Source organism: Moorena sp. (genome assembly GCF_982860115.1).
The window spans coordinates 1-17,487 of record NZ_CEYLVT010000155.1; the positions used below are offsets into that span (position 1 = coordinate 1).

Annotated in this window: 18 protein-coding genes; 7 read left to right on the forward strand and 11 right to left on the reverse strand. The window is 41.0% G+C overall.

Annotation, left to right across the window (positions count from 1 at the left end; all coding sequences use genetic code 11):
- Positions 1-97: 97 nt before the first annotated feature.
- Complete coding sequence (pheA, locus tag AC4II3_RS22515; RefSeq protein ID WP_488012504.1) at positions 98-958, forward strand: prephenate dehydratase; 861 nt, start codon at positions 98-100, stop codon at positions 956-958.
- Between the two features lie 156 nt (positions 959-1,114).
- Here pheA and AC4II3_RS22520 read toward each other — a convergent pair whose 3' ends face one another.
- The 4 genes from AC4II3_RS22520 to AC4II3_RS22535 all read right to left on the reverse strand — a co-directional run bounded on the left by AC4II3_RS22520 (position 1,115) and on the right by AC4II3_RS22535 (position 5,598).
- On the reverse strand, positions 1,115-1,756 hold the full coding sequence (locus AC4II3_RS22520; RefSeq protein WP_488012502.1) for an LON peptidase substrate-binding domain-containing protein: 642 nt from the start codon (positions 1,754-1,756) through the stop codon (positions 1,115-1,117).
- Between the two features lie 513 nt (positions 1,757-2,269).
- A complete protein-coding gene (locus AC4II3_RS22525) occupies positions 2,270-2,935 on the reverse strand; it encodes a class I SAM-dependent methyltransferase (RefSeq protein ID WP_488012500.1) in 666 nt (221 codons plus the stop codon).
- 339 nt (positions 2,936-3,274) lie between these two features.
- Positions 3,275-4,252: an NAD-dependent epimerase/dehydratase family protein gene (locus AC4II3_RS22530; protein ID WP_488012498.1), complete on the reverse strand. Its 978-nt coding sequence runs from the start codon at positions 4,250-4,252 to the stop codon at positions 3,275-3,277.
- Positions 4,253-4,806: 554 nt separating this feature from the next.
- The gene (locus AC4II3_RS22535; RefSeq protein ID WP_488012496.1) at positions 4,807-5,598 is read right to left on the reverse strand and encodes an SDR family NAD(P)-dependent oxidoreductase; all 792 of its coding nucleotides are present in this window, start codon (positions 5,596-5,598) and stop codon (positions 4,807-4,809) included.
- 729 nt (positions 5,599-6,327) lie between these two features.
- Here AC4II3_RS22535 and AC4II3_RS22540 point away from each other — a divergent pair.
- The 3 genes from AC4II3_RS22540 to AC4II3_RS22550 all read left to right on the forward strand — a co-directional run bounded on the left by AC4II3_RS22540 (position 6,328) and on the right by AC4II3_RS22550 (position 9,770).
- Positions 6,328-6,810 carry a tellurite resistance TerB family protein gene (locus tag AC4II3_RS22540; RefSeq protein WP_488012494.1) on the forward strand — a complete coding sequence of 161 codons (483 nt, stop codon included), beginning with the start codon at positions 6,328-6,330 and terminating at the stop codon, positions 6,808-6,810.
- Positions 6,811-7,329: 519 nt separating this feature from the next.
- A protein-coding gene (locus tag AC4II3_RS22545) for an IS5 family transposase (RefSeq protein WP_488029376.1) occupies positions 7,330-8,138 on the forward strand; the annotation gives its coding sequence in 2 pieces (ribosomal slippage) (positions 7,330-7,696 and positions 7,696-8,138; 810 coding nt in all).
- Positions 8,139-8,639: 501 nt separating this feature from the next.
- Positions 8,640-9,770 carry a linear amide C-N hydrolase gene (locus AC4II3_RS22550; protein WP_488012492.1) on the forward strand — a complete coding sequence of 377 codons (1,131 nt, stop codon included), beginning with the start codon at positions 8,640-8,642 and terminating at the stop codon, positions 9,768-9,770.
- 155 nt (positions 9,771-9,925) lie between these two features.
- Here the strand turns inward: AC4II3_RS22550 and AC4II3_RS22555 are convergent, their stop codons facing one another.
- Complete coding sequence (locus AC4II3_RS22555; protein WP_488012490.1) at positions 9,926-10,396, reverse strand: hypothetical protein; 471 nt, start codon at positions 10,394-10,396, stop codon at positions 9,926-9,928.
- Positions 10,397-10,477: 81 nt separating this feature from the next.
- On the opposite strand from AC4II3_RS22555, the gene AC4II3_RS22560 reads away from it, so the two are divergent.
- Both AC4II3_RS22560 and AC4II3_RS22565 read left to right on the forward strand, forming a co-directional pair.
- Positions 10,478-10,816 carry a DUF6972 family protein gene (locus AC4II3_RS22560; RefSeq protein ID WP_070395690.1) on the forward strand — a complete coding sequence of 113 codons (339 nt, stop codon included), beginning with the start codon at positions 10,478-10,480 and terminating at the stop codon, positions 10,814-10,816.
- Positions 10,767-11,033 (forward strand): hypothetical protein, encoded by a 267-nt coding sequence (locus AC4II3_RS22565; protein WP_293080984.1) that lies wholly within the window; start codon positions 10,767-10,769, stop codon positions 11,031-11,033. Before AC4II3_RS22560 ends, AC4II3_RS22565 begins: the two co-directional genes overlap by 50 nt.
- Here AC4II3_RS22565 and AC4II3_RS22570 read toward each other — a convergent pair.
- From AC4II3_RS22570 to AC4II3_RS22595, 6 genes are all read right to left on the reverse strand, one after another.
- A complete protein-coding gene (locus AC4II3_RS22570; RefSeq protein ID WP_488012487.1) occupies positions 10,955-11,263 on the reverse strand; it encodes a DNA adenine methylase in 309 nt (102 codons plus the stop codon). The genes AC4II3_RS22565 and AC4II3_RS22570 overlap by 79 nt on opposite strands.
- Positions 11,264-11,409: 146 nt before the next feature.
- Positions 11,410-11,844 (reverse strand): hypothetical protein, encoded by a 435-nt coding sequence (locus AC4II3_RS22575; protein ID WP_488012485.1) that lies wholly within the window; start codon positions 11,842-11,844, stop codon positions 11,410-11,412.
- 6 nt (positions 11,845-11,850) lie between these two features.
- The gene (locus tag AC4II3_RS22580) at positions 11,851-13,230 is read right to left on the reverse strand and encodes an AAA family ATPase (RefSeq protein ID WP_488012483.1); all 1,380 of its coding nucleotides are present in this window, start codon (positions 13,228-13,230) and stop codon (positions 11,851-11,853) included.
- Between the two features lie 232 nt (positions 13,231-13,462).
- The gene (locus tag AC4II3_RS22585; RefSeq protein WP_488012481.1) at positions 13,463-14,353 is read right to left on the reverse strand and encodes a metal ABC transporter permease; all 891 of its coding nucleotides are present in this window, start codon (positions 14,351-14,353) and stop codon (positions 13,463-13,465) included.
- Between the two features lie 309 nt (positions 14,354-14,662).
- Positions 14,663-15,145, reverse strand: coding sequence for a DUF2656 domain-containing protein (locus tag AC4II3_RS22590; protein WP_488014488.1), 483 nt, complete (start codon positions 15,143-15,145; stop codon positions 14,663-14,665).
- 169 nt (positions 15,146-15,314) lie between these two features.
- Complete coding sequence (locus AC4II3_RS22595; protein WP_488014490.1) at positions 15,315-16,034, reverse strand: metal ABC transporter ATP-binding protein; 720 nt, start codon at positions 16,032-16,034, stop codon at positions 15,315-15,317.
- A gap of 236 nt (positions 16,035-16,270) precedes the next feature.
- Here AC4II3_RS22595 and AC4II3_RS22600 point away from each other — a divergent pair, with 236 nt between their 5' ends.
- The gene (locus tag AC4II3_RS22600) at positions 16,271-17,371 is read left to right on the forward strand and encodes a metal ABC transporter solute-binding protein, Zn/Mn family (RefSeq protein ID WP_488014492.1); all 1,101 of its coding nucleotides are present in this window, start codon (positions 16,271-16,273) and stop codon (positions 17,369-17,371) included.
- Positions 17,372-17,487 lie beyond the last annotated feature (116 nt).

The following is a 17,487-nucleotide window of genomic DNA, read 5'->3' on the forward strand; positions in this document are numbered from 1 at the left end:
GCCTATTGCCTATTGCCTATTGCCTATTGCCTATTGCCTATTGCCTATTGCCCTTCCCTAAACGATTCTGTTCACAACTCAAATTATATTGTCTATTATGTCACTTTCTATTGCCTATCTCGGACCACCAGGAACTTATACAGAAGGCGCTGCCACAGCTTATGCTGAGCTACTCCAGAAACAACAGGGTCAGCAATCCCTATTGTGTCCTTATCCCAGCATTGCCCAAACCTTACAGTCAGTAGCTAACCAACAAACTGATCTAGCAGTGGTACCTGTAGAGAATTCCATTGAAGGCAGTGTCACCATGACACTAGATCGACTTTGGCAACTAGATCAGCTACAAATCCAACAGGCTCTGGTTTTGCCAATCAGACATTGTCTGATGTCACGGGCATCAACCATGGCAGACATTAAAATTGTTTATTCCCATCCCCAAGCCCTGGCTCAGTGTCAGGGGTGGTTAGAGCATTTTCTGCCATCAGTGCAACTGGTAGCGACCAACTCCACTACTGAAGCGCTACAGTTTTTGGATAAAGATCACAAAGCAGCAGCGATCGCATCTGAACGAGCAGCAAAGCTTTACACTCTACCAGTACTCGCATCTAACATTAATGACTATCCCGATAATTTCACCCGGTTTTGGGTGCTGAGTTTAAAGCCATCTCCTGGAGGCAGTCATACCTCCTTAGCATTTAGTCCTCCTGCTAATATACCTGGATCCTTGTCTAAACCACTCCAGGTATTTGCTCGTCGAGGTATTAATTTAAGTCGGATTGAGTCTCGTCCCACCAAGCGATTACTTGGTGAGTACATATTCTTTATTGAACTGGAATCAGATCTGTATGCACCATTATTTAAAGCTGCTCTTGAGGAAATAATTCCTGATCAGGAAATCCTCAAGATTTTTGGCAGCTACACCCTCATAAATGTTGATAATTCGACTGTCAACAGTTAACCGTCAGCTGTGAACAAAAATGTTGTTATAGCGCTGGTAGCACCGAATAGGGACTAGGGAACTTCCGACAAGGGAAGGGAAAATAATTGATGAAAACAGTATCAAGAAAGTAATAATTCTACGAGGTCTATTCTGTCTTAAGCTTATCATCAAAGCTTAATTTAAGGCATCTTTGAGTACAGTGCGTGCTGCTAAGTGATTGCGAGTAGAAGTGAGAATTTCGGTTTCCCGTTCTAGACGTTTTTCCGTGTCTAGGGTCTCTAAAAGTGCCTGCTGTTCTAAGGCTACGCCATACAGATTACTAGCAACCCAATAAGACAACTCAATCGGTAGATCGGGCAGGTCTTCTGGTAGCTCAATTTTCTGGTTGGTCAACTTAGCGGAAAGACGCACAACATCCCGCAATAACTGTGCCACGTCTTGTGCCTTTGGTTTGAGGTCTTCAGCAGGTGGCTGGTCTTCAATCCATTCCACTAGTCCAACTCGATAGGGCTTTTCACGAACGTACTCTAAGAGCCGAAACCGCTGCTGACCTAAGGTTACTATTTTCATTCGGTCATCGGGAAGACGCTGAAAGTGGATAATTTCAGCGCAACAGCCAACTGTAGCTGGTTCCTGTTTAACAGGATCCCACATTATGACACCAAATCTGCGATCGCTGTCCAAAATCGTGTTCATCATGATTCGGTAGCGAAATTCAAAAATGTGTAACGGTAGAGGGCGTCCAGGAAATAAAACGACTTCAGGTAGGGGAAATATGGGGAGTTCTCTGACAGCAATCGAGGAAGAGGATACCATTGTGCCTGGGTTAAAAAGGTAACTGCGCTTATTTACATACTGTAACGGATTTTGTGTTTGACACTCCAAGGCATAATTCTTGCTGTAGTCTTTTGTAGTGACCTAGCTAGACTCACGAGGGTAGGGGAGTGTAGGGTTGAGCTTGTGAGCAATAGCAGTGATAACTTACTACTCTGACAGCGAACCTGTAGGCTAAAGCAAGTGTTGCCCCCCTAACCCCCCAACTTTGGGGGAAATTGAGTTAAAGTCCCCCAGAATTGGGGGATTTAGGGGGCTTAAAGCTAAAGCTAGTGAGGTCAATCCATCCGAAAACGGCTGTAAAGCATCAGCTTTTCGAGATAGTTGGTTTCACACCCCTGAAGGTAACCCTTAGACTGTGCCATTACAGCCATAGAGACTTAGCTTAAAGGATGATGACCATGTTAAGCCTTGATTCTCAGGACTATTGCACTTTTTTATCAATATTGTTGATAATAATGCCTCCTGATTGATTCTTGCCCTTACCCTGGTTCTCTAAGGACGTTTCAGTGCTAGGGTTAAGCCGTCAGCGATCGGTACCAGACTAATAGTTACTCTTTGATCTTGTTGGATTTTCTGATTAAGAGCACGAATAGACTCGGTTCTATTATCTGTTATTTCCGGATCTGCTACTTTACCTAACCAGAGCACATTATCGATCAAAATTAGTCCACCTGGGCGAACTAATTGAAGGGAACGCTCATAGTAGCTATCATAGTTAGCTTTATCAGCATCAATGAAGGCAACATCAAATGTACCACCTTGAAAATCTGCTAGTAAACGGTCTAGAGTTTCCAATGCTGGTGCAATGTGGAGATCAATTTTTTCAGCTACTCCTGCCATTTGCCAGTAGCGACGAGCGATCGCAGTATACTCTTCACTAGTATCGCAAGCGACTACTTTACCATCTGGTGGTAAGGCTAATGCTACTACTAGAGAACTATACCCTGTAAATACTCCTATATCCAGAGTTTTCTTTGCGTTCATTAGCTGTATCAGTAGTGCCATAAACTGCCCTTGTTCCGGGGCAATCTGCATTACACCCATAGGATGTTGTGCGGTTTCTTGTCTGAGTTGAGTCAAAATTTCCGCTTCTCGCAAAGAAACTGAGTGAAAGTACTCATAAAGCTTACCGTGGAGTCCAAATGTTGTACTAGACATCAGGGATTACTCTGAAATTTTTCATACACTGCTTTAATTATTGTTGACATAACTTGGTCAGTTAAGAAATTTGCTAAGGGAAGAATAAAGGAAGAATAGACAATTAAGTGTGTTGAGTCGCTCAGGGTGCGACATGAGTTCTCAAAAGCTGACTATATAAAGCTTTGATGGCAATGATATCATACTCGATCAAGTCGCCAATTAACCCTCATTTCATTGTCATGAAGATCCGGATCCTCATAACATAGTCCAAGGTCTTCCCAAAACAGCATGTATCTTTTAGGCTTAAATTATTAGCCAGTATCGATTTAATATTGCATGTTATATTCCAGGAATAATTTACTCTTTACCATACTCATCTCTAATCATTATTAACCCATCTTTTAAAGAAATTTTAGGCTCCCATCCTAACACCTGTTTCATCTTCTTATTACTAGCGCATTGATTGACAATCTCTGAATAGTTTACTCCTCCTTTAACCTCCACATATTTCACTCCTGGTTGGAAAATACTAATAATAATATCTAGGATATCTCTTATTCGATACTCCTTACCACTACTAATATTAAAAATTTCACCGATAATATTGGAATTTGAATCTAATGAAGCTTTGGCTACCATTATAAGACCTTCAATAGCATCTGAGATATGAATAAAATCCCGTGTATATTCCTGACCATTATTGGTTAAACGTAATTCAGGAGGTAGACCATTTTGCAATCTTTGTATAGTACGTGGTACTAGACGTGAACTATTCCTATCTAAGCCTCCATAAATATTAGCAAAACGTACAATATTTAACGGTAATTGATAAGTAAAGCAAAAGGATTGAGCTAACAAATCTGCACAGACTTTAGAGGTTTCATAGATACTTTTTGCTAACAAAGGATCGTCTTCAACATAGGGGTTTATTTGAGTTGAATCTCGTCCATAAACCTTATCTGTTGTACTCAAAATTAGATGACATGGATAAATACTTTTTCTTATCGCTTCTAAGAGGATATAGACTGCACGTATGTTGTATTCACAGGTTTCAATAGGGTTTTTAAAGCACCATCCTTCAACTGCAACACCTGCTAGATGGATTACTAAATCAATTTTGCCTGTTAATATTTTATGAACTACTGTATTCTCAAAATTTTCCAAAGAGCCGATGATAAACTCATCATACAAATTGTGGCTGGGAGTGTTTACATCTGTTGCTATCAAATAAATAGAAGGATAATCTGTTTTAATTTTTTTACATAATTCCCCACCTAGATATCCACTCGCTCCAGTTACGAGCCATACTTTATTGCTTAAGATATCTTTTAGCATTTCTAAATATAGATCAACAACAACACAGATTAAAAACGTAATTGTTCAAGAAGAATCTTCTGTGATGAGCTAAGAAAGGTTTAAGGGCTAGGAGTCAAAAAAAGCTCACGGGGTGACAACAAAGCTCAAACCTAGATAGGTGTTAGGTGTTAGGTTTTAGGTATTGGGTAAAATGAGTGCGATGAGTCATTTGTATTTGCCAGCAATTGAAGCAATTTTCACGCATACTTCGTCAATGATAGTTTTAATCAATCCATCCGGCAAGGGCAATCTTCACGCTTCACCTAACCCCTAAAACCTAACCCCTGTAAGATTTTCAATTAGCTTGTCACCCCCTGAGCAAAAAAAGCTAATAACCTGACAAAGGCGAAGCAATTTTGTCAATACCTCCAAGTAGATAAATATTATTATCTTATTTGCACGCTCCTATTTGCCTCCAGCTTGAATATTCTTTTAGATCATGTCGGGATAATTACCCTTAATAAAAATTTTCCCCATCTCCCCATCTCCCCATCTCCCTACCCTTCCCACAGTTTTATGAGGTTTTTTTGGGCTTAAGTATCCGAAACATTGAGGGATGATAATGATTGAGTCTGAGACGTGAGTCCGCCATCTATCGGAATGAGCGCTCCAGTCATAAATGATGCACCGTCTTGGGAAAGAAAATAAACAACACTAGCTATGTCTTTAGGAGAAGCAACTCTTCCTATTGGATGTGCTTGTGCTTCTCTTGCCCATACTTTTTCTATATCTTCTTTTTGAGTATCTGCAACTTCCTGAAAAATCTTCTCGGTCATAGGGGTGCGAACGCATGCTGGGCATACAGCGTTGACTCTAACGCCATACTCGCTCAGTTCTACGGAGAGCCCCTTTGCCAATTGACCTACAGCACCTTTAGTTGCACCATAGACAAGACAGCCGCTTTTACCGATAAAGACCTGGTCAGAGGACATTAAGACTATTGCTCCACTCTTCTGTTCACGCATCAGTGGCGCGACTTCGGCTACTGTGTAGAGTACTCCACACAGGTTTACTTCGATCAGGTTCCTCATATCCTCTTCTCTAAGATCAAAGATAGAAGTGAAACGATAAATCCCAGCATTAGCAAATAGTACGTCTGGAGTACCGAACTTAAGAACTGCAGACTTTATTGCTAGACGTACCTCCTCTCTTATTCCCACGTCAGCTTTAAAAAGCATGACCTTGCTGTTATATTTTTCAACGAGCTGCTGACCAGCAGATACATTTGTATCAAGAATAGATACTGAGAAGCCCTCGGCTACGAACTTATCTACGGTAGCAGCTCCAATGCCGGTGGAGCCTCCAGTTACTATAGCGTGTGGCATTATACTCTTTTCCCAATTGACTAAAAACAGCAATAGTATTTTTATTGCTAATCCTAATCATACAACTCTTATGGGTGTTGCATAAATGCCGGATAATTTTAATAGTTTTGTGGAATAGACATCTTGCGTGGAATGGGCATCTTGCGTGGAACTGGCATCTTGCCAGTTTCAATATATTTTCGGGCGGGCAGGATGCCTATTCCACTCATATTTATCCCGCCCTTCAGCAATGCCTATGAGTGCATTTTTTTGCGCTTACGCTAGCTTACATGCTGCACAATGGCTATCCTAGCACCTGATAGCTAACAACTGACAACTAGTAAATTAAAATTGATAATTAACAACTAACAATTTAGAAATGATAACTAAAACTTAACAACTAAAAACTGATAACTGATAACTGATAACTGATAACTGATAACTGATAACTAAAAAATAACAACTGAAAACTGATAACTGATAATTTGGTAATGATGCTATATAGATTCGATGAGTGGGTTGATGAAACAGCAAACCTAAGAGCCGATTTTTAGAATTAAATAGCCCTGATCTAAAAATATGTATTTTTTCATTAATCCCTGAAAGCCAATTCCACTATTGCTTTCAGCCTGGCTATATCCCCTTAACGGCTCGTTCGAGTTTACAAAAGTTAAATCTAAAATCTTAATCGCACCACGGTAGATCATATTAAACTGATGGAGTCGAAAGACTAAAAACGGAGAATTAAATATGTCAGATAAGGATCTAGACGGTCGGCTGTGGTTATATAATGAGTTGTATGGGATAAAAACAATCCCGCCGGAGCAGGACTATAATGCCCTTGTAAAAGCGGTTATGATCTGTGCAAAAGGAGATGGCACTCTGACACCAGAAGAAAGAAACTGGGTTGTTGGTCGTTCTGCTTGTTACCATAGCAATACCGAGTATGATATGGCAAAAGATTACCCGGCAGATGATGATTTACTTGAGGTTCTTGCCCAAGCCCCCACTCTAGACAAAAACGGTCGTCGTGCGATTATTTATGCCGCCGTTAAGGCTTGTGCTGCTGATGCAGAATATCATCCGGATGAACAGGCATCAGTCCACAAAATGGCCAAATATCTTGGCATTGAAGAAGATGTCGTTAATCAGATTGAGGAAATTTGCATGTCCGAAGCTGAGATGCGAAAAAAACGGATTGCCGTAATGTTCCCTGAAGGCATCCCTTATTAGACTTGTTCTTAGTGGCTGCTCGCAGGATTGGCGATCGCAATCAAGCGTTGGGGATTAAGAGTACCTCAATTGAGAGTAATTATGTTGTTGAATTAGTTACATTTCAACAACATAATTACGCTTATAGAATTAAGGAATTCCCAACCCCTTACCCTAGCGAACGACGAGGAGAAAGGATTGGTTTTTCCCCAAAGCTAGTCTCGTGCAGCTGCCTTGCCCTTAAGCATCCCAAGTCGTAGGTATCGTTTCTCCCAGGGATTGACACTCCCCGCCCTATAAGAGCGGGGATTCTTTAATCAACAACTCAGCTTGCTCAATCAGGCCGGAACCAGAAAGAGTAGAGGCCGAATCTCCTAAAGCGTTTAGATCTAGGATCTAGGTTTCGGTGTGCCCCACCGTACCTTTCTTTTTTAGAGCTGATTCCTAAAGAAAAAATAAAGGAAAACTGGACAGCGAGCAAAAGGAAGTAAGCTCAGCACACTCACCTCAATATTGCTAACTCTAGAGAATAAAAGTTTGATGAGTCGTCTTCCAGAAGTTGCCAAACCACACCGCCGACTTTACCCTAGCGATCTCAGTGACCGAGAGTGGGAAATTATTAAACCGTTGTTACCGCTTCCCCAAGGATTTGGAAGACCTAGAACCGTAGACCTCAGAGAAATTCTCAATGGAGTCTTCTATGTACAGCGCACTGGTTGTCAGTGGGAAATGTTGCCCCACGATTTCCCCCATCACGGGACAGTATACAAATATTTCCAGAAATGGGAACGCCTAGGAATTTGGCAGAAAATCCATGACACACTACGACACCAACTCCGAGAAAAGTTGGGACGATTTGAAAAATCAACAGTAGCGATCGCAGACTCACAGTCGGTAGAAACGACGGAAAAAAGGGGGAGGTGTACGGGTACGATGGCGGCAAGAAAGTCAAAGGTCGTAAACGCCATTTGGTAGTAGATTCTCAAGGTCTAATGATTGGGGTGTTAGTGACTGAAGGCAATGCCCCAGAACGTTTGGGAGCAGCTACAGTAATTAGCGAAAACTCAGAAGAACTTTGTCAGACAGAAATAGTTTGGGTAGATGGAGGATATTCGGGTCAGAACTTTGCACGGGTTGTTCGGCAACTCTGTGGGGCGGGTGTCGAGGTCATTAAACGTCTTACTGACACTTTTGAGATTTTACCCAAACGTTGGGTGGTTGAGAGAACTTTTGGATGGTTAAATCGGTATCGCCGTCTGAGCAAAGATTACGAGATGCATGTCGAGAATAGTGAGGCAATGATTTATGGGTCTCTAATTCGATTGATGATTCGTCGATTAGCCTCTTAATCTTTACTTTAGGAATCAGCTCTTATAAATAGATAGATACTTTTTTAATCTAACTTTTTTCATAGACGTTTAAGTCGTTAGACCAAATTACGCAATATGTATCTCGTACATATTTTTTACGTTGCCTACTTATTGATTAGATAGTATTTATCTAGCTTTTTACTTTATTGTTTATATTAATAAACTAACACGCTCTGTGAAAACTGTCAAGTTTTAGCTTAAAAAGAAAGCCGTCCTATAAGGACGGGGCGCGATTACCCAATTTTTTCGGTAAAAGCGGGGCGATCGCCTATAATTCCAATCCCTCCGAGTCGCCAAGGTCAGAGGTACTGATTATGGTAGCGCTTGCTCGTGAGTCCAAGTCCTTTGAGTTGCCAGGTTCTCAAAGGTAGGTTGGGATCGTGGCACGATCACTAGTGGCGAGGTCTAGAGAAATTTGGAAGGATATGATACATTCCTTACTGGTGCAATCTACATGCATAAAGACAGGAGGCATAAGTTATGCACTTCATTGTGCGAACTTTCAAAGCATTATTGATCTGTGGGTTAATCATAAATCTGGTTTTTTTGAGTGATGCTCAAGCATGTTCACGGGTCCTTCATGCGTCTTATACAAAAGACGTCACACCGACCTATGCTGTCACTGGCCGCAATATGGATTGGTATGAAGACATTAAATCCAATCTATGGATGTTTCCGGCTGGAATGGAGCGAGATGGGGTAGTAGGTAATAATTCTGTTGAGTGGAAGTCAAAATATGGAACTGTGATCGCTGCTGGCTTCGATACAGCTACTGCTGACGGGTTGAATGAAAAAGGCTTGATGGCAAATATGCTGTATCTTGGCGAAGCAGATTTCGGCGAGCGTGACACCTCCCGTGAGGGAATATCATGGTCAGCATATACTCAGTATATTTTGGACAATTTTGCAACGGTTCAGGAAGCCGTAAGTGCATTGGAGAACGATGAGTTGCAAGTCGTTGCCTCACCGCTTCCTAGCGACAGCGGTCTCACCCATCCCCCTACACTCCATTTTTCTCTTTCAGATCCACTGGGTGACTCGGCTATCTTTGAACACCTCGAAGGCAAGCTGGTTATTCACCATGGAAAGGAATTTGCGGTGATGACCAACTCTCCTATCTACGAGGAGCAAATAGCACTCAATGGTTATTGGGAGTCAGTAGGTGGCGATGCTATGCTACCTGGAACACGCCGAGCAGCTGACAGGTATGTACGAGCGAGCTATTACCTAAAGAATCTACCTACTCCTCAGTCCGACAGACAAACACTGGCCAATGTAATGTCGGTCATGCGCAATGTATCAGTTCCATTCGGAGCAAGTGATCCAGAACAACCCAATATTTCCCCTACCATTTGGCGAACAGCAGCAAATCACCTTAGCAACGTTTATTACTTTGAATCAACTTTATCCCCCAATATTATTTGGGTCGAGCTGAGAGAAGATGACTTGAAAGAAGGAGCACCAGTCAAAAAGTTGGAACTCTCAGGAAACTATGATCTAGTCGGTAATGTTACTGGTGATTTTATTGAAGCAGAGGCATTCAAGTTTACTGGCCCCTGCGATGAGGGAATTCCAATTGAAGACCTTCCAGATTTCTGCCTTGTCCGGTAAGCTCAGTAGTCCTATCCTAGGCTAGGTTGAGGTACGAAACCCAGCTACCACAAGCCTTGGCGTGCCTAATTAACCTTCCCGAAGGAGTCGCCCCAGACTATCGGCTATCCTTCGGGAAGGCTACGCCAACATCGTTTGGGTCAGCCTTCACATAATCACTCCCCTAAAAACCAATCCAAATTTCGGCCAATCAGCAATTCTGTCTTCTCAGCATGATGAGTGTTTTTCATAGCAATAGGTTGTACAGCAAATTCATAGCGACTTGCTAGATCCCTTATTTCTTCTGTATTGTCATAGCTCATTAAGAAATCGCCTTCCAATTGGCTAGCAAGTTTAAATACAGTTTCATGATAAACTGCTGAATAGCGATAGAGCCTGCGACCAGCTTTTAGATAACGTGGCTCAATGAAATAAATAGCATCGTTGCGGTGATAATTTTGCTCACAAACCTCAAACCCATCCCCGGCAATAAATTTAATTTTTGTCTTGATTTTATCAATAGAAAGTATACGCTTTTTCAAGGTTTCAGGATACCAGCGTGAGGTGATTCCTTTACCATTTTCCCCATTTTTCATAAAGCTAGCACCATCAGCCAGAATTCCACCACTATTAAAATGACCTGCCATACAGCTGCAGTTGAGGGGGTTTTGTGGTCTTGCTCCATACCATAAATTTGGTATGCTCAAAACACTCGATCTTTCTAGTGTATGAGTGGCATCGATCGTGAGATTTTTCTGGATTCTAGACACATTGCCAAGCATCTACCTGGCACACCACAAGTACAGCGGTTACTCAGGCGAGGCCGATCGGCTCATGTTTTTAACAATCAAGCCACAATGGAAAGAGTTGCTCAAGCCATCATAGAGACAGGAGAGTTTACCGGAGTCATACGAGGATATGAGCGTTACGGTTTGTTCTTCGCTGATTCAATTGGTTACAGAATCAGCCCCGATGGTAGCCCAAGCACTCCCTTGTTTTATGGAGAGGTGAAAATTGATGGAAAAAACCAATACCATGTTATTCCCCGTACTCGACCCAGCCAATAGTGAGTGGGATTTCGCTGAAGTTTGGATTGACCCCATGCTATCCCCTCCGTACATCCTGCTGTTACTCGGTAATTCATCAGGTAGTTGTCGTGTGTACGATCCTGCTGAGAATTACAAGGTTGTGTTTACTGGAGCAACCTATGATGAAACCCAAACTTGGCTGTTGGAAGATGAATACGAGCCAATCGAAGGGCGACTTTCAGCATCGGAGTTATAAAGATTCCTGGTCATTCCACATTCGCGGGTTTCACGATCTCCACCAGCAAAAGGTTCAAAAAGTTCCTTATCTGTACCACCTTTATTATACAAGCATTGGCGAATTTGGGGTATTAGCCAAGTTTTACCACCAGCATAGCGAAATGGGCTACGTTGGGGGACACTAGCTACATTTATGACTTTTTTAAGACTGGTGATAGAGGCAGTATTAAATAGCTCCAGTTGAGTCATTGTCACCTTTCTTCGGACTTCCCTATAAAATAGACACAGCTCAACCAGTTAGCCTCAAAATCAGGAGACTGAAGGAGCATACAGTGACTTTACTCTCAAGAAAGTCAAGAAGAAGAAGCCTAAGCATAGGCTTACGTACTTTTTTCCTAGATGGTAACGGAACTTAAATCATAAGTATCTGGAGTATTATTAACTATTAAACTAGCATTATAGTGCTTACTAAACTTAATTTTCAGCTGTTGTATAGTCGTTGTTAGCTTCGGAACGCGAGTAGAAACTACAAAGCACAGCTTTTTGATTTTTTGTGGGTTATCTGAAAGTAACCTAATAGTCGATTCTATCTGCTCAACTGCATGTTTAATCTTACTTCCTTTCAACTCTACATAAATTTCTACTTTATTAGTAGGAACAAGGAGATAATCACAGCGCAGAGTTTTATTATCTACGATAGCGCAGCCATCAACTTTAATTATTCTTATTTTATCTCGCTTGGGATTGAGGAACGTTAGTTTACTTCTGTTTTCTGATAATACGATTTTTTTGTCATCCTTATATTCCTCACACCCTAGGCAAGATTTCATAAATACTTAAGCTAAGTTCAGCAGTTCATCGAACTCAATGGCTAGCTGATCAGAAACACCGTCAATAAGATTGGCATCGATCAAGCCAGTATCATTGTATAAAATATTTTTAGCCTTGCCATTTTCTAGGACATAGGCTGATAAATCAGAGGTACTCAGGGCTTTATATCTAGGAACGATTTTTTCTAATTTAGGTAAGGTATCCTGGCTATATTTTTCATAGAGCATACCAGCTTGAATCAGATTATTGATTGCAGTTAGGACGTAAGGACTATGGGTGGTGATAAAGAATTGAAGTTTGTCCCGATCAGAATTGAAGACACAGGCGATTAACTCAATAATATTTCGTTGTGCGCTTGGAAATAGATGAGCTTCTGGTTCCTCAATATAAACAGTTTGTCCAGCCGAATCCTCATCAACTAAAAAAGGTAATGCTGAAAGTATAATCGTCAGGGGAAATGTTTCTTGCTGACCAGAAGAAGAGTTGGCAATACTAATCCGTCTTCCATCTGCCATCTTCACAAAATCTTCGCCTTCTTCCTGTATATGTTCCCCACATAAAGCTTTCTTGATTAGCCGGTCGATTTCATCGTTTATCTCTTTTTCTTTCCTATTTTTAGTTTGATTGATCATTCTCACATTCAACCCTTTTATACTTTCGTAAGTAGAACCAAACTCGATCAGAAATGGATCGATAACACTCTTATTAGACATCAAAGAAAATATACTACTTTGGAGGTTAGCAAAGAAAGAGCGACCAGCAGGAATAAAAAGCTGGGTATAAGCTGCCTCATCGCATAATGAAATCACCAAAAATTCTATTAACTGTTCTCTTATAATTTCCCTACTGAACAAAAATCTTCTTTTCAATAGCTCGAATTCATAATTTTTATCATATTTTTTTTCGATAATTTTTCTCCGCTCCCATATTTTTTGTATACTTTCTAAAAGTTTGTTAGAGAGTATTTCATCTAAATCTATTAGTTCAGATAATCTTTCTTGTTTTATTTTTAATAGTTCTTGTTTTATTTCCTGAAATACTTTTGAATAAGTAATATTAATTTTATTTTTATTTTCTTTATTTCTGGTAATTTCAATAAAAACAGTAGATATTTCATACTTAATGTAAAAATTATGCTCTCCCCATGACTTTGGGGGAAAGTAGTCTTGGAAAGTTTGAGAGTAGTTTGAATCTAGGTAATGTTCACTTTGTTCATTTTCTACTGTAGCTAAAATTTTCCAAACAAAGTTTTTAAAGTAAAAAAGAAGTTTAGCACATACACTTTTACCACTAGCTTGAGGTCCAATCACGATATTGATTCGTTTAACCTCAATCTCTAGTTCCTCGATACCAGCAAAATTTTTAACTGTAAGTTTTTCAACCATGACCAGAGATTAGAGTAAGCTGAGGTCTAGTGCATGGGTATTGCTAGCCCTTACACTACACTATTATTGATTTCTTCAGTATACTCTAGAATGTTGAACATCCTAATGTATCTATAGGACTATTTAATCAATTGTGATAATTTTTTATTCCAAGTTTACTAGTACTTATGACCTAGTACCTAGTGCCTATTCTCTAATATTTATAAGTCTTAAACTAAACTTGATATTATTCTTATCGATTCAATCTCAATAATTCTTTCAGCAGATTCAATAACTTAGCCGGGCGACCTGCTATCGCTGGCTCCGTGAGAATACCTTGCCTTGGGCTAAACAAAAATGCCAGGAGAAATAAGCCAAAGATTACCATTACAATTGCTGGACCTGATGGCCAATTAAAATAATAGCTTATATACATGCCACTGACACTAGAAAAAATTCCAATCATTGAGGCTAAACCCATCATGTGATGTAATTCTTTTACTAATAAATAAGCCGTAGTGGCGGGTCCGATTAACATAGAAATAACCAGCAACACCCCTACCGTCTGCATACTGGCCACAATGGTGAGAGTAATCGCCAAGATTAACCCAAAATAAATGACTTTTACCGGTAAACCGCTAGCTTGGGCTCCCAAGGGATCAAAGGTATAGAATAATAGCTCTTTATAGAATAACTTTGTTAATAGTAAAATTAGTCCTGTAATCACCAGGGTTTGCCAGACATCTCCTGGTCTCACCCCTAAGATGTCACCAAAAAGAATATTTTCTAAGTCAAGTTGGTTAGTTTTCAGCACCGTAATTAGTATCACTCCCAACCCTAAAAAACTGCTGAAAGTCAACGCCATTGCTGCATCCACTTTGACTCGCGTACGCTGAGGAATTACGGCAACAACTAAAGCGCTAAGGACACCTGCAATAAAGGCACCAATAGAGATATTTATTCCTAAAAAAAATGCGATTGAGAGACCAGGTAAAACCGCATGGGCAATCACACTACTCATCAGGCTCATTTGTTGTACAATTAAGTAGCTGCCTACCACTGCGCCTAATATCCCCAACAGCACAGCCGTTGCGATCGCATTCCGCATAAATTCAAAACCTAGGGGCTCAATCAGCCAATTCATAATAAATCAAAGGGAATAGGTAATAGGGAGTGTGGGGAGATGGGGAGATGGGGAGATGGGGAGATTTTTATTAAGTGTCAATAGCATCTATAGCGTTTCTAGGATTTATGAAGTACACTTTTAAACCTCAAAGTCCCCCTTGATAAGGGGGATTTAGGGGGATCCATTTGTACCTCATGGCATAGATAATTGCTATATAAATAGGGAATTAACAATCTTATTGCGGATTTTTAAGAATACCAAAAACCTCCAAACTATTTCATCCTTCTCCCTCCTAAAAAACTCACTCAATTTAAAAATGCTGTAACTTCAGGATGCAGCATTATTTATTTTTTCAATCTTGAAAACATTATCGATGGTTTTACCAGCTGTTTTTTCTTCCCATCCTAGGGCTGTTAAAAATTGGTCTGCTGAGGTCGTTTCTACAACATCAACTCCCCATTCTCCCGTTTGAAGAGTATCAGGAGAATTACTTAACGGTGGAGTTTTCTTTAAACCTCCTAATATTAAGATATCTGGCATAAAATCTCCCTTTTTTTGACTAATCCGCTTCTCGTCTAGAGCTTTAGCGCACAATTCTCCAACTTGAGGTGGGGTAAACTCTTGAGTAGGGAATAAAATCTCAACCATCCAATGGGGATGATCTAACTTACGACACTTTAAGGATGGATAGTTACTTAATCCTTCAGCAAATACCTGAGTAAATTCTTCTCGGTTGAGTTCAGGAAAACTATCGTCTGATAGTTCAAAGTTATGGGAAAGCAACATCCGACCAGTTTGAGAGTCAGTCATGAGTCTTGTGATATCCTGTTTGATCAATTTTCCAGCCCAGCAAGGATCAGTATATATTACGTTGGGTTCATTGCTGAACAGTGAACCATAACACGTATTACTCTCCAACTCTGGGACTGACGGGCTTAGCAGGCTCCGCACTCAAAACTAAGCACTCAACACTAAGCCATCAAGCTCCTACTAAACTCATCACTTTACCATAAGCCTTGCTCAGGTTTTCCGGTGTCAGCACTTGGGTCCTTGAACCCACAGCAATCAGTTGCTTATTCAATAAGAGGAGTTGATCATAATTAGCTAAGGTTTCTCCTAAGTCATGGCTGATCACTAGTAAGGTTTTGTCTTGGGATTTAAGTTCAGTAAAAACTTCAAAAAGAATGTCTTCTGTCTTTTTGTCGATGCCCACAAATGGCTCATCAAAAAATAATAACTCGGCTTGTTGAGCTAGAGCCCGCGCTAAAAATACCCGCTGCTGCTGTCCACCAGAGAGTTCGCCAATTTGACGGTGGCGATACTCGAACATGCCCACCCGTTCTAACGCATCCTTAACAATTTCTCTAGATTGGCGACTAGGAGACCTAAACCAACCGGTGTGGACTGTACGACCCATCATCACTACATTCCATACCGTAATCGGATAGTCCCAATCAATTTCCGATCGCTGAGGAACATAAGCGACTCGTTTTAATTGACTCCGGAGCGGACGGGCTGCCAATTTCACTACCCCCTTCACTGCTGGAATCAGTCCCAGCATCGCCTTCACCATAGTACTTTTACCAGCACCATTGGGTCCCAGTAAGCCAGTTAATTGTCCTGGCTGGAGGGAGAAGGATATATCACAAATAGCCCAAGTGTCTCGGTAACAGACTCCTAGGTTATGGACTTCTAACATTAGGTTTTGTGAAAACGACTACCACTATAGCAATCCTAAATCATTTGTAAAATCAGCCAAATCTGGAATCGTTGCTGGGCAAGGGTTATAGCGATCACTTTAGCCAATATATTTCACGAATCATTTAGGACTGCTATATCATAGTTTACCGTGCCTGCAACTGATTGTCGTTCTCAGTCTAAGCCTTGTAAAATGATTCTTGTTCTTGATAGCTACTAATTTAAGCGGGTTAATCTATGCTGAAACCCTTACCAGTTAAACTTCGGACGCTCTTAGCTAGTGCTGCTTTCGCCTTTGGTGTAGCACTAGGTGGTTGTAGTGAAAGCAGTGAAACCTCATCAAGGGAGAAGCCACTAGTGGTAGCATCCTACAGTGTGCTTTGTGACTTAACAACAGAAATTGCCCAAGATACCATTGATATGACCTGTCTGATTGAACCAGGTCAAGACCCTCATACCTACAAAGCTACCACCTCAGCTCGCCAATCCCTAGAGCAAGCCCAACTAGTTCTATACGGTGGCTACGACTTTGAACCAGAAGTTATTAAATTAGTTCAAGCCACTAATACACCAGCTCCTAAAATAGCGGTGCATGATCAAGCTGTGCCTAGTCCAATTATGGCGGAAGCACATCACCACGATGATCACGAGCAAGAAAAGGATGACCATAAGGATGACCATAAGGATGGTCATGATGATCACCATGATGATCACCATGACCATGACCATGAGGAAGAAAAGACAGGATCAGCTCACAGTGATGAGGAACTAGAGCCCGACCCCCATATTTGGCATAATGTCCAAAATGTTATCAAGATGGCAGAAGTAATTCGTAGCCAACTGGCAGCACTTAACCCAGATGATCAGGAATTGTATGCCAAGAATGCCAAACAGCTAACCACTAACCTGGAACAGTTGGATGCTTGGGTAAAAGCACAAGTTGCCACTATACCCAAAGGGCAACGCCAACTAATTACTACCCATGATGCCCTAGGGTACTACATTAACGCTTACGGTTTTTCTGATTCTGATGCGTTGCAAGGGATTAGCGGAGAAGAAGCACCGACAGCAGCACGGGTGAAAGAACTGGTACAGAAGATTAAAAAAAGTAAGGTGCCAACAATTTTCGCGGAAGTAACAGCAAATGATAAGGTTATTGGCACTGTCGCCAGAGAAGCAAAGGTTAAACTCTCAGACCAAAAGTTATTGGCTGATGGTCTAGGAGAAAAAGGGAGTGATACTGGAACTTATATTGGCATGATTACTAGCAATACCTGTGCCATTGTGGATGGGTTGGGGGGAAATTGTTCTTCTTTTGATGGCAAAGCTGCTAACTGATATAATCTTTTAGTTTAAGATGTAAATATAGAATTGAAAAAAAAGGGAGTAGGGAACTCATACTTCCCTACTCCCTACTCCCTACTCCCTACTCCCTACTCCCTACTCCCTACTCC

Excerpts from the sequence above, each read along its gene's own strand:
- AC4II3_RS22550 (WP_488012492.1), top strand. The coding sequence starts at position 8,640 with ATGCACTTCATTGTGCGAACTTTCAAAGCATTATTGATCTGTGGGTTA.
- AC4II3_RS22555 (WP_488012490.1), bottom strand. The coding sequence starts at position 10,396 with ATGGCAGGTCATTTTAATAGTGGTGGAATTCTGGCTGATGGTGCTAGC.
- AC4II3_RS22570 (WP_488012487.1), bottom strand. The coding sequence starts at position 11,263 with ATGACTCAACTGGAGCTATTTAATACTGCCTCTATCACCAGTCTTAAA.
- AC4II3_RS22540 (WP_488012494.1), top strand. The coding sequence starts at position 6,328 with ATGTCAGATAAGGATCTAGACGGTCGGCTGTGGTTATATAATGAGTTG.
- AC4II3_RS22585 (WP_488012481.1), bottom strand. The coding sequence starts at position 14,353 with ATGAATTGGCTGATTGAGCCCCTAGGTTTTGAATTTATGCGGAATGCG.
- AC4II3_RS22535 (WP_488012496.1), bottom strand. The coding sequence starts at position 5,598 with ATGCCACACGCTATAGTAACTGGAGGCTCCACCGGCATTGGAGCTGCT.
- AC4II3_RS22560 (WP_070395690.1), top strand. The coding sequence starts at position 10,478 with ATGAGTGGCATCGATCGTGAGATTTTTCTGGATTCTAGACACATTGCC.
- AC4II3_RS22530 (WP_488012498.1), bottom strand. The coding sequence starts at position 4,252 with ATGCTAAAAGATATCTTAAGCAATAAAGTATGGCTCGTAACTGGAGCG.
- AC4II3_RS22595 (WP_488014490.1), bottom strand. The coding sequence starts at position 16,034 with ATGTTAGAAGTCCATAACCTAGGAGTCTGTTACCGAGACACTTGGGCT.
- AC4II3_RS22565 (WP_293080984.1), top strand. The coding sequence starts at position 10,767 with ATGGAAAAAACCAATACCATGTTATTCCCCGTACTCGACCCAGCCAAT.
- AC4II3_RS22575 (WP_488012485.1), bottom strand. The coding sequence starts at position 11,844 with ATGAAATCTTGCCTAGGGTGTGAGGAATATAAGGATGACAAAAAAATC.
- AC4II3_RS22520 (WP_488012502.1), bottom strand. The coding sequence starts at position 1,756 with ATGGTATCCTCTTCCTCGATTGCTGTCAGAGAACTCCCCATATTTCCC.
- pheA (WP_488012504.1), top strand. The coding sequence starts at position 98 with ATGTCACTTTCTATTGCCTATCTCGGACCACCAGGAACTTATACAGAA.
- AC4II3_RS22590 (WP_488014488.1), bottom strand. The coding sequence starts at position 15,145 with ATGACTGACTCTCAAACTGGTCGGATGTTGCTTTCCCATAACTTTGAA.
- AC4II3_RS22580 (WP_488012483.1), bottom strand. The coding sequence starts at position 13,230 with ATGGTTGAAAAACTTACAGTTAAAAATTTTGCTGGTATCGAGGAACTA.
- AC4II3_RS22525 (WP_488012500.1), bottom strand. The coding sequence starts at position 2,935 with ATGTCTAGTACAACATTTGGACTCCACGGTAAGCTTTATGAGTACTTT.
- AC4II3_RS22600 (WP_488014492.1), top strand. The coding sequence starts at position 16,271 with ATGCTGAAACCCTTACCAGTTAAACTTCGGACGCTCTTAGCTAGTGCT.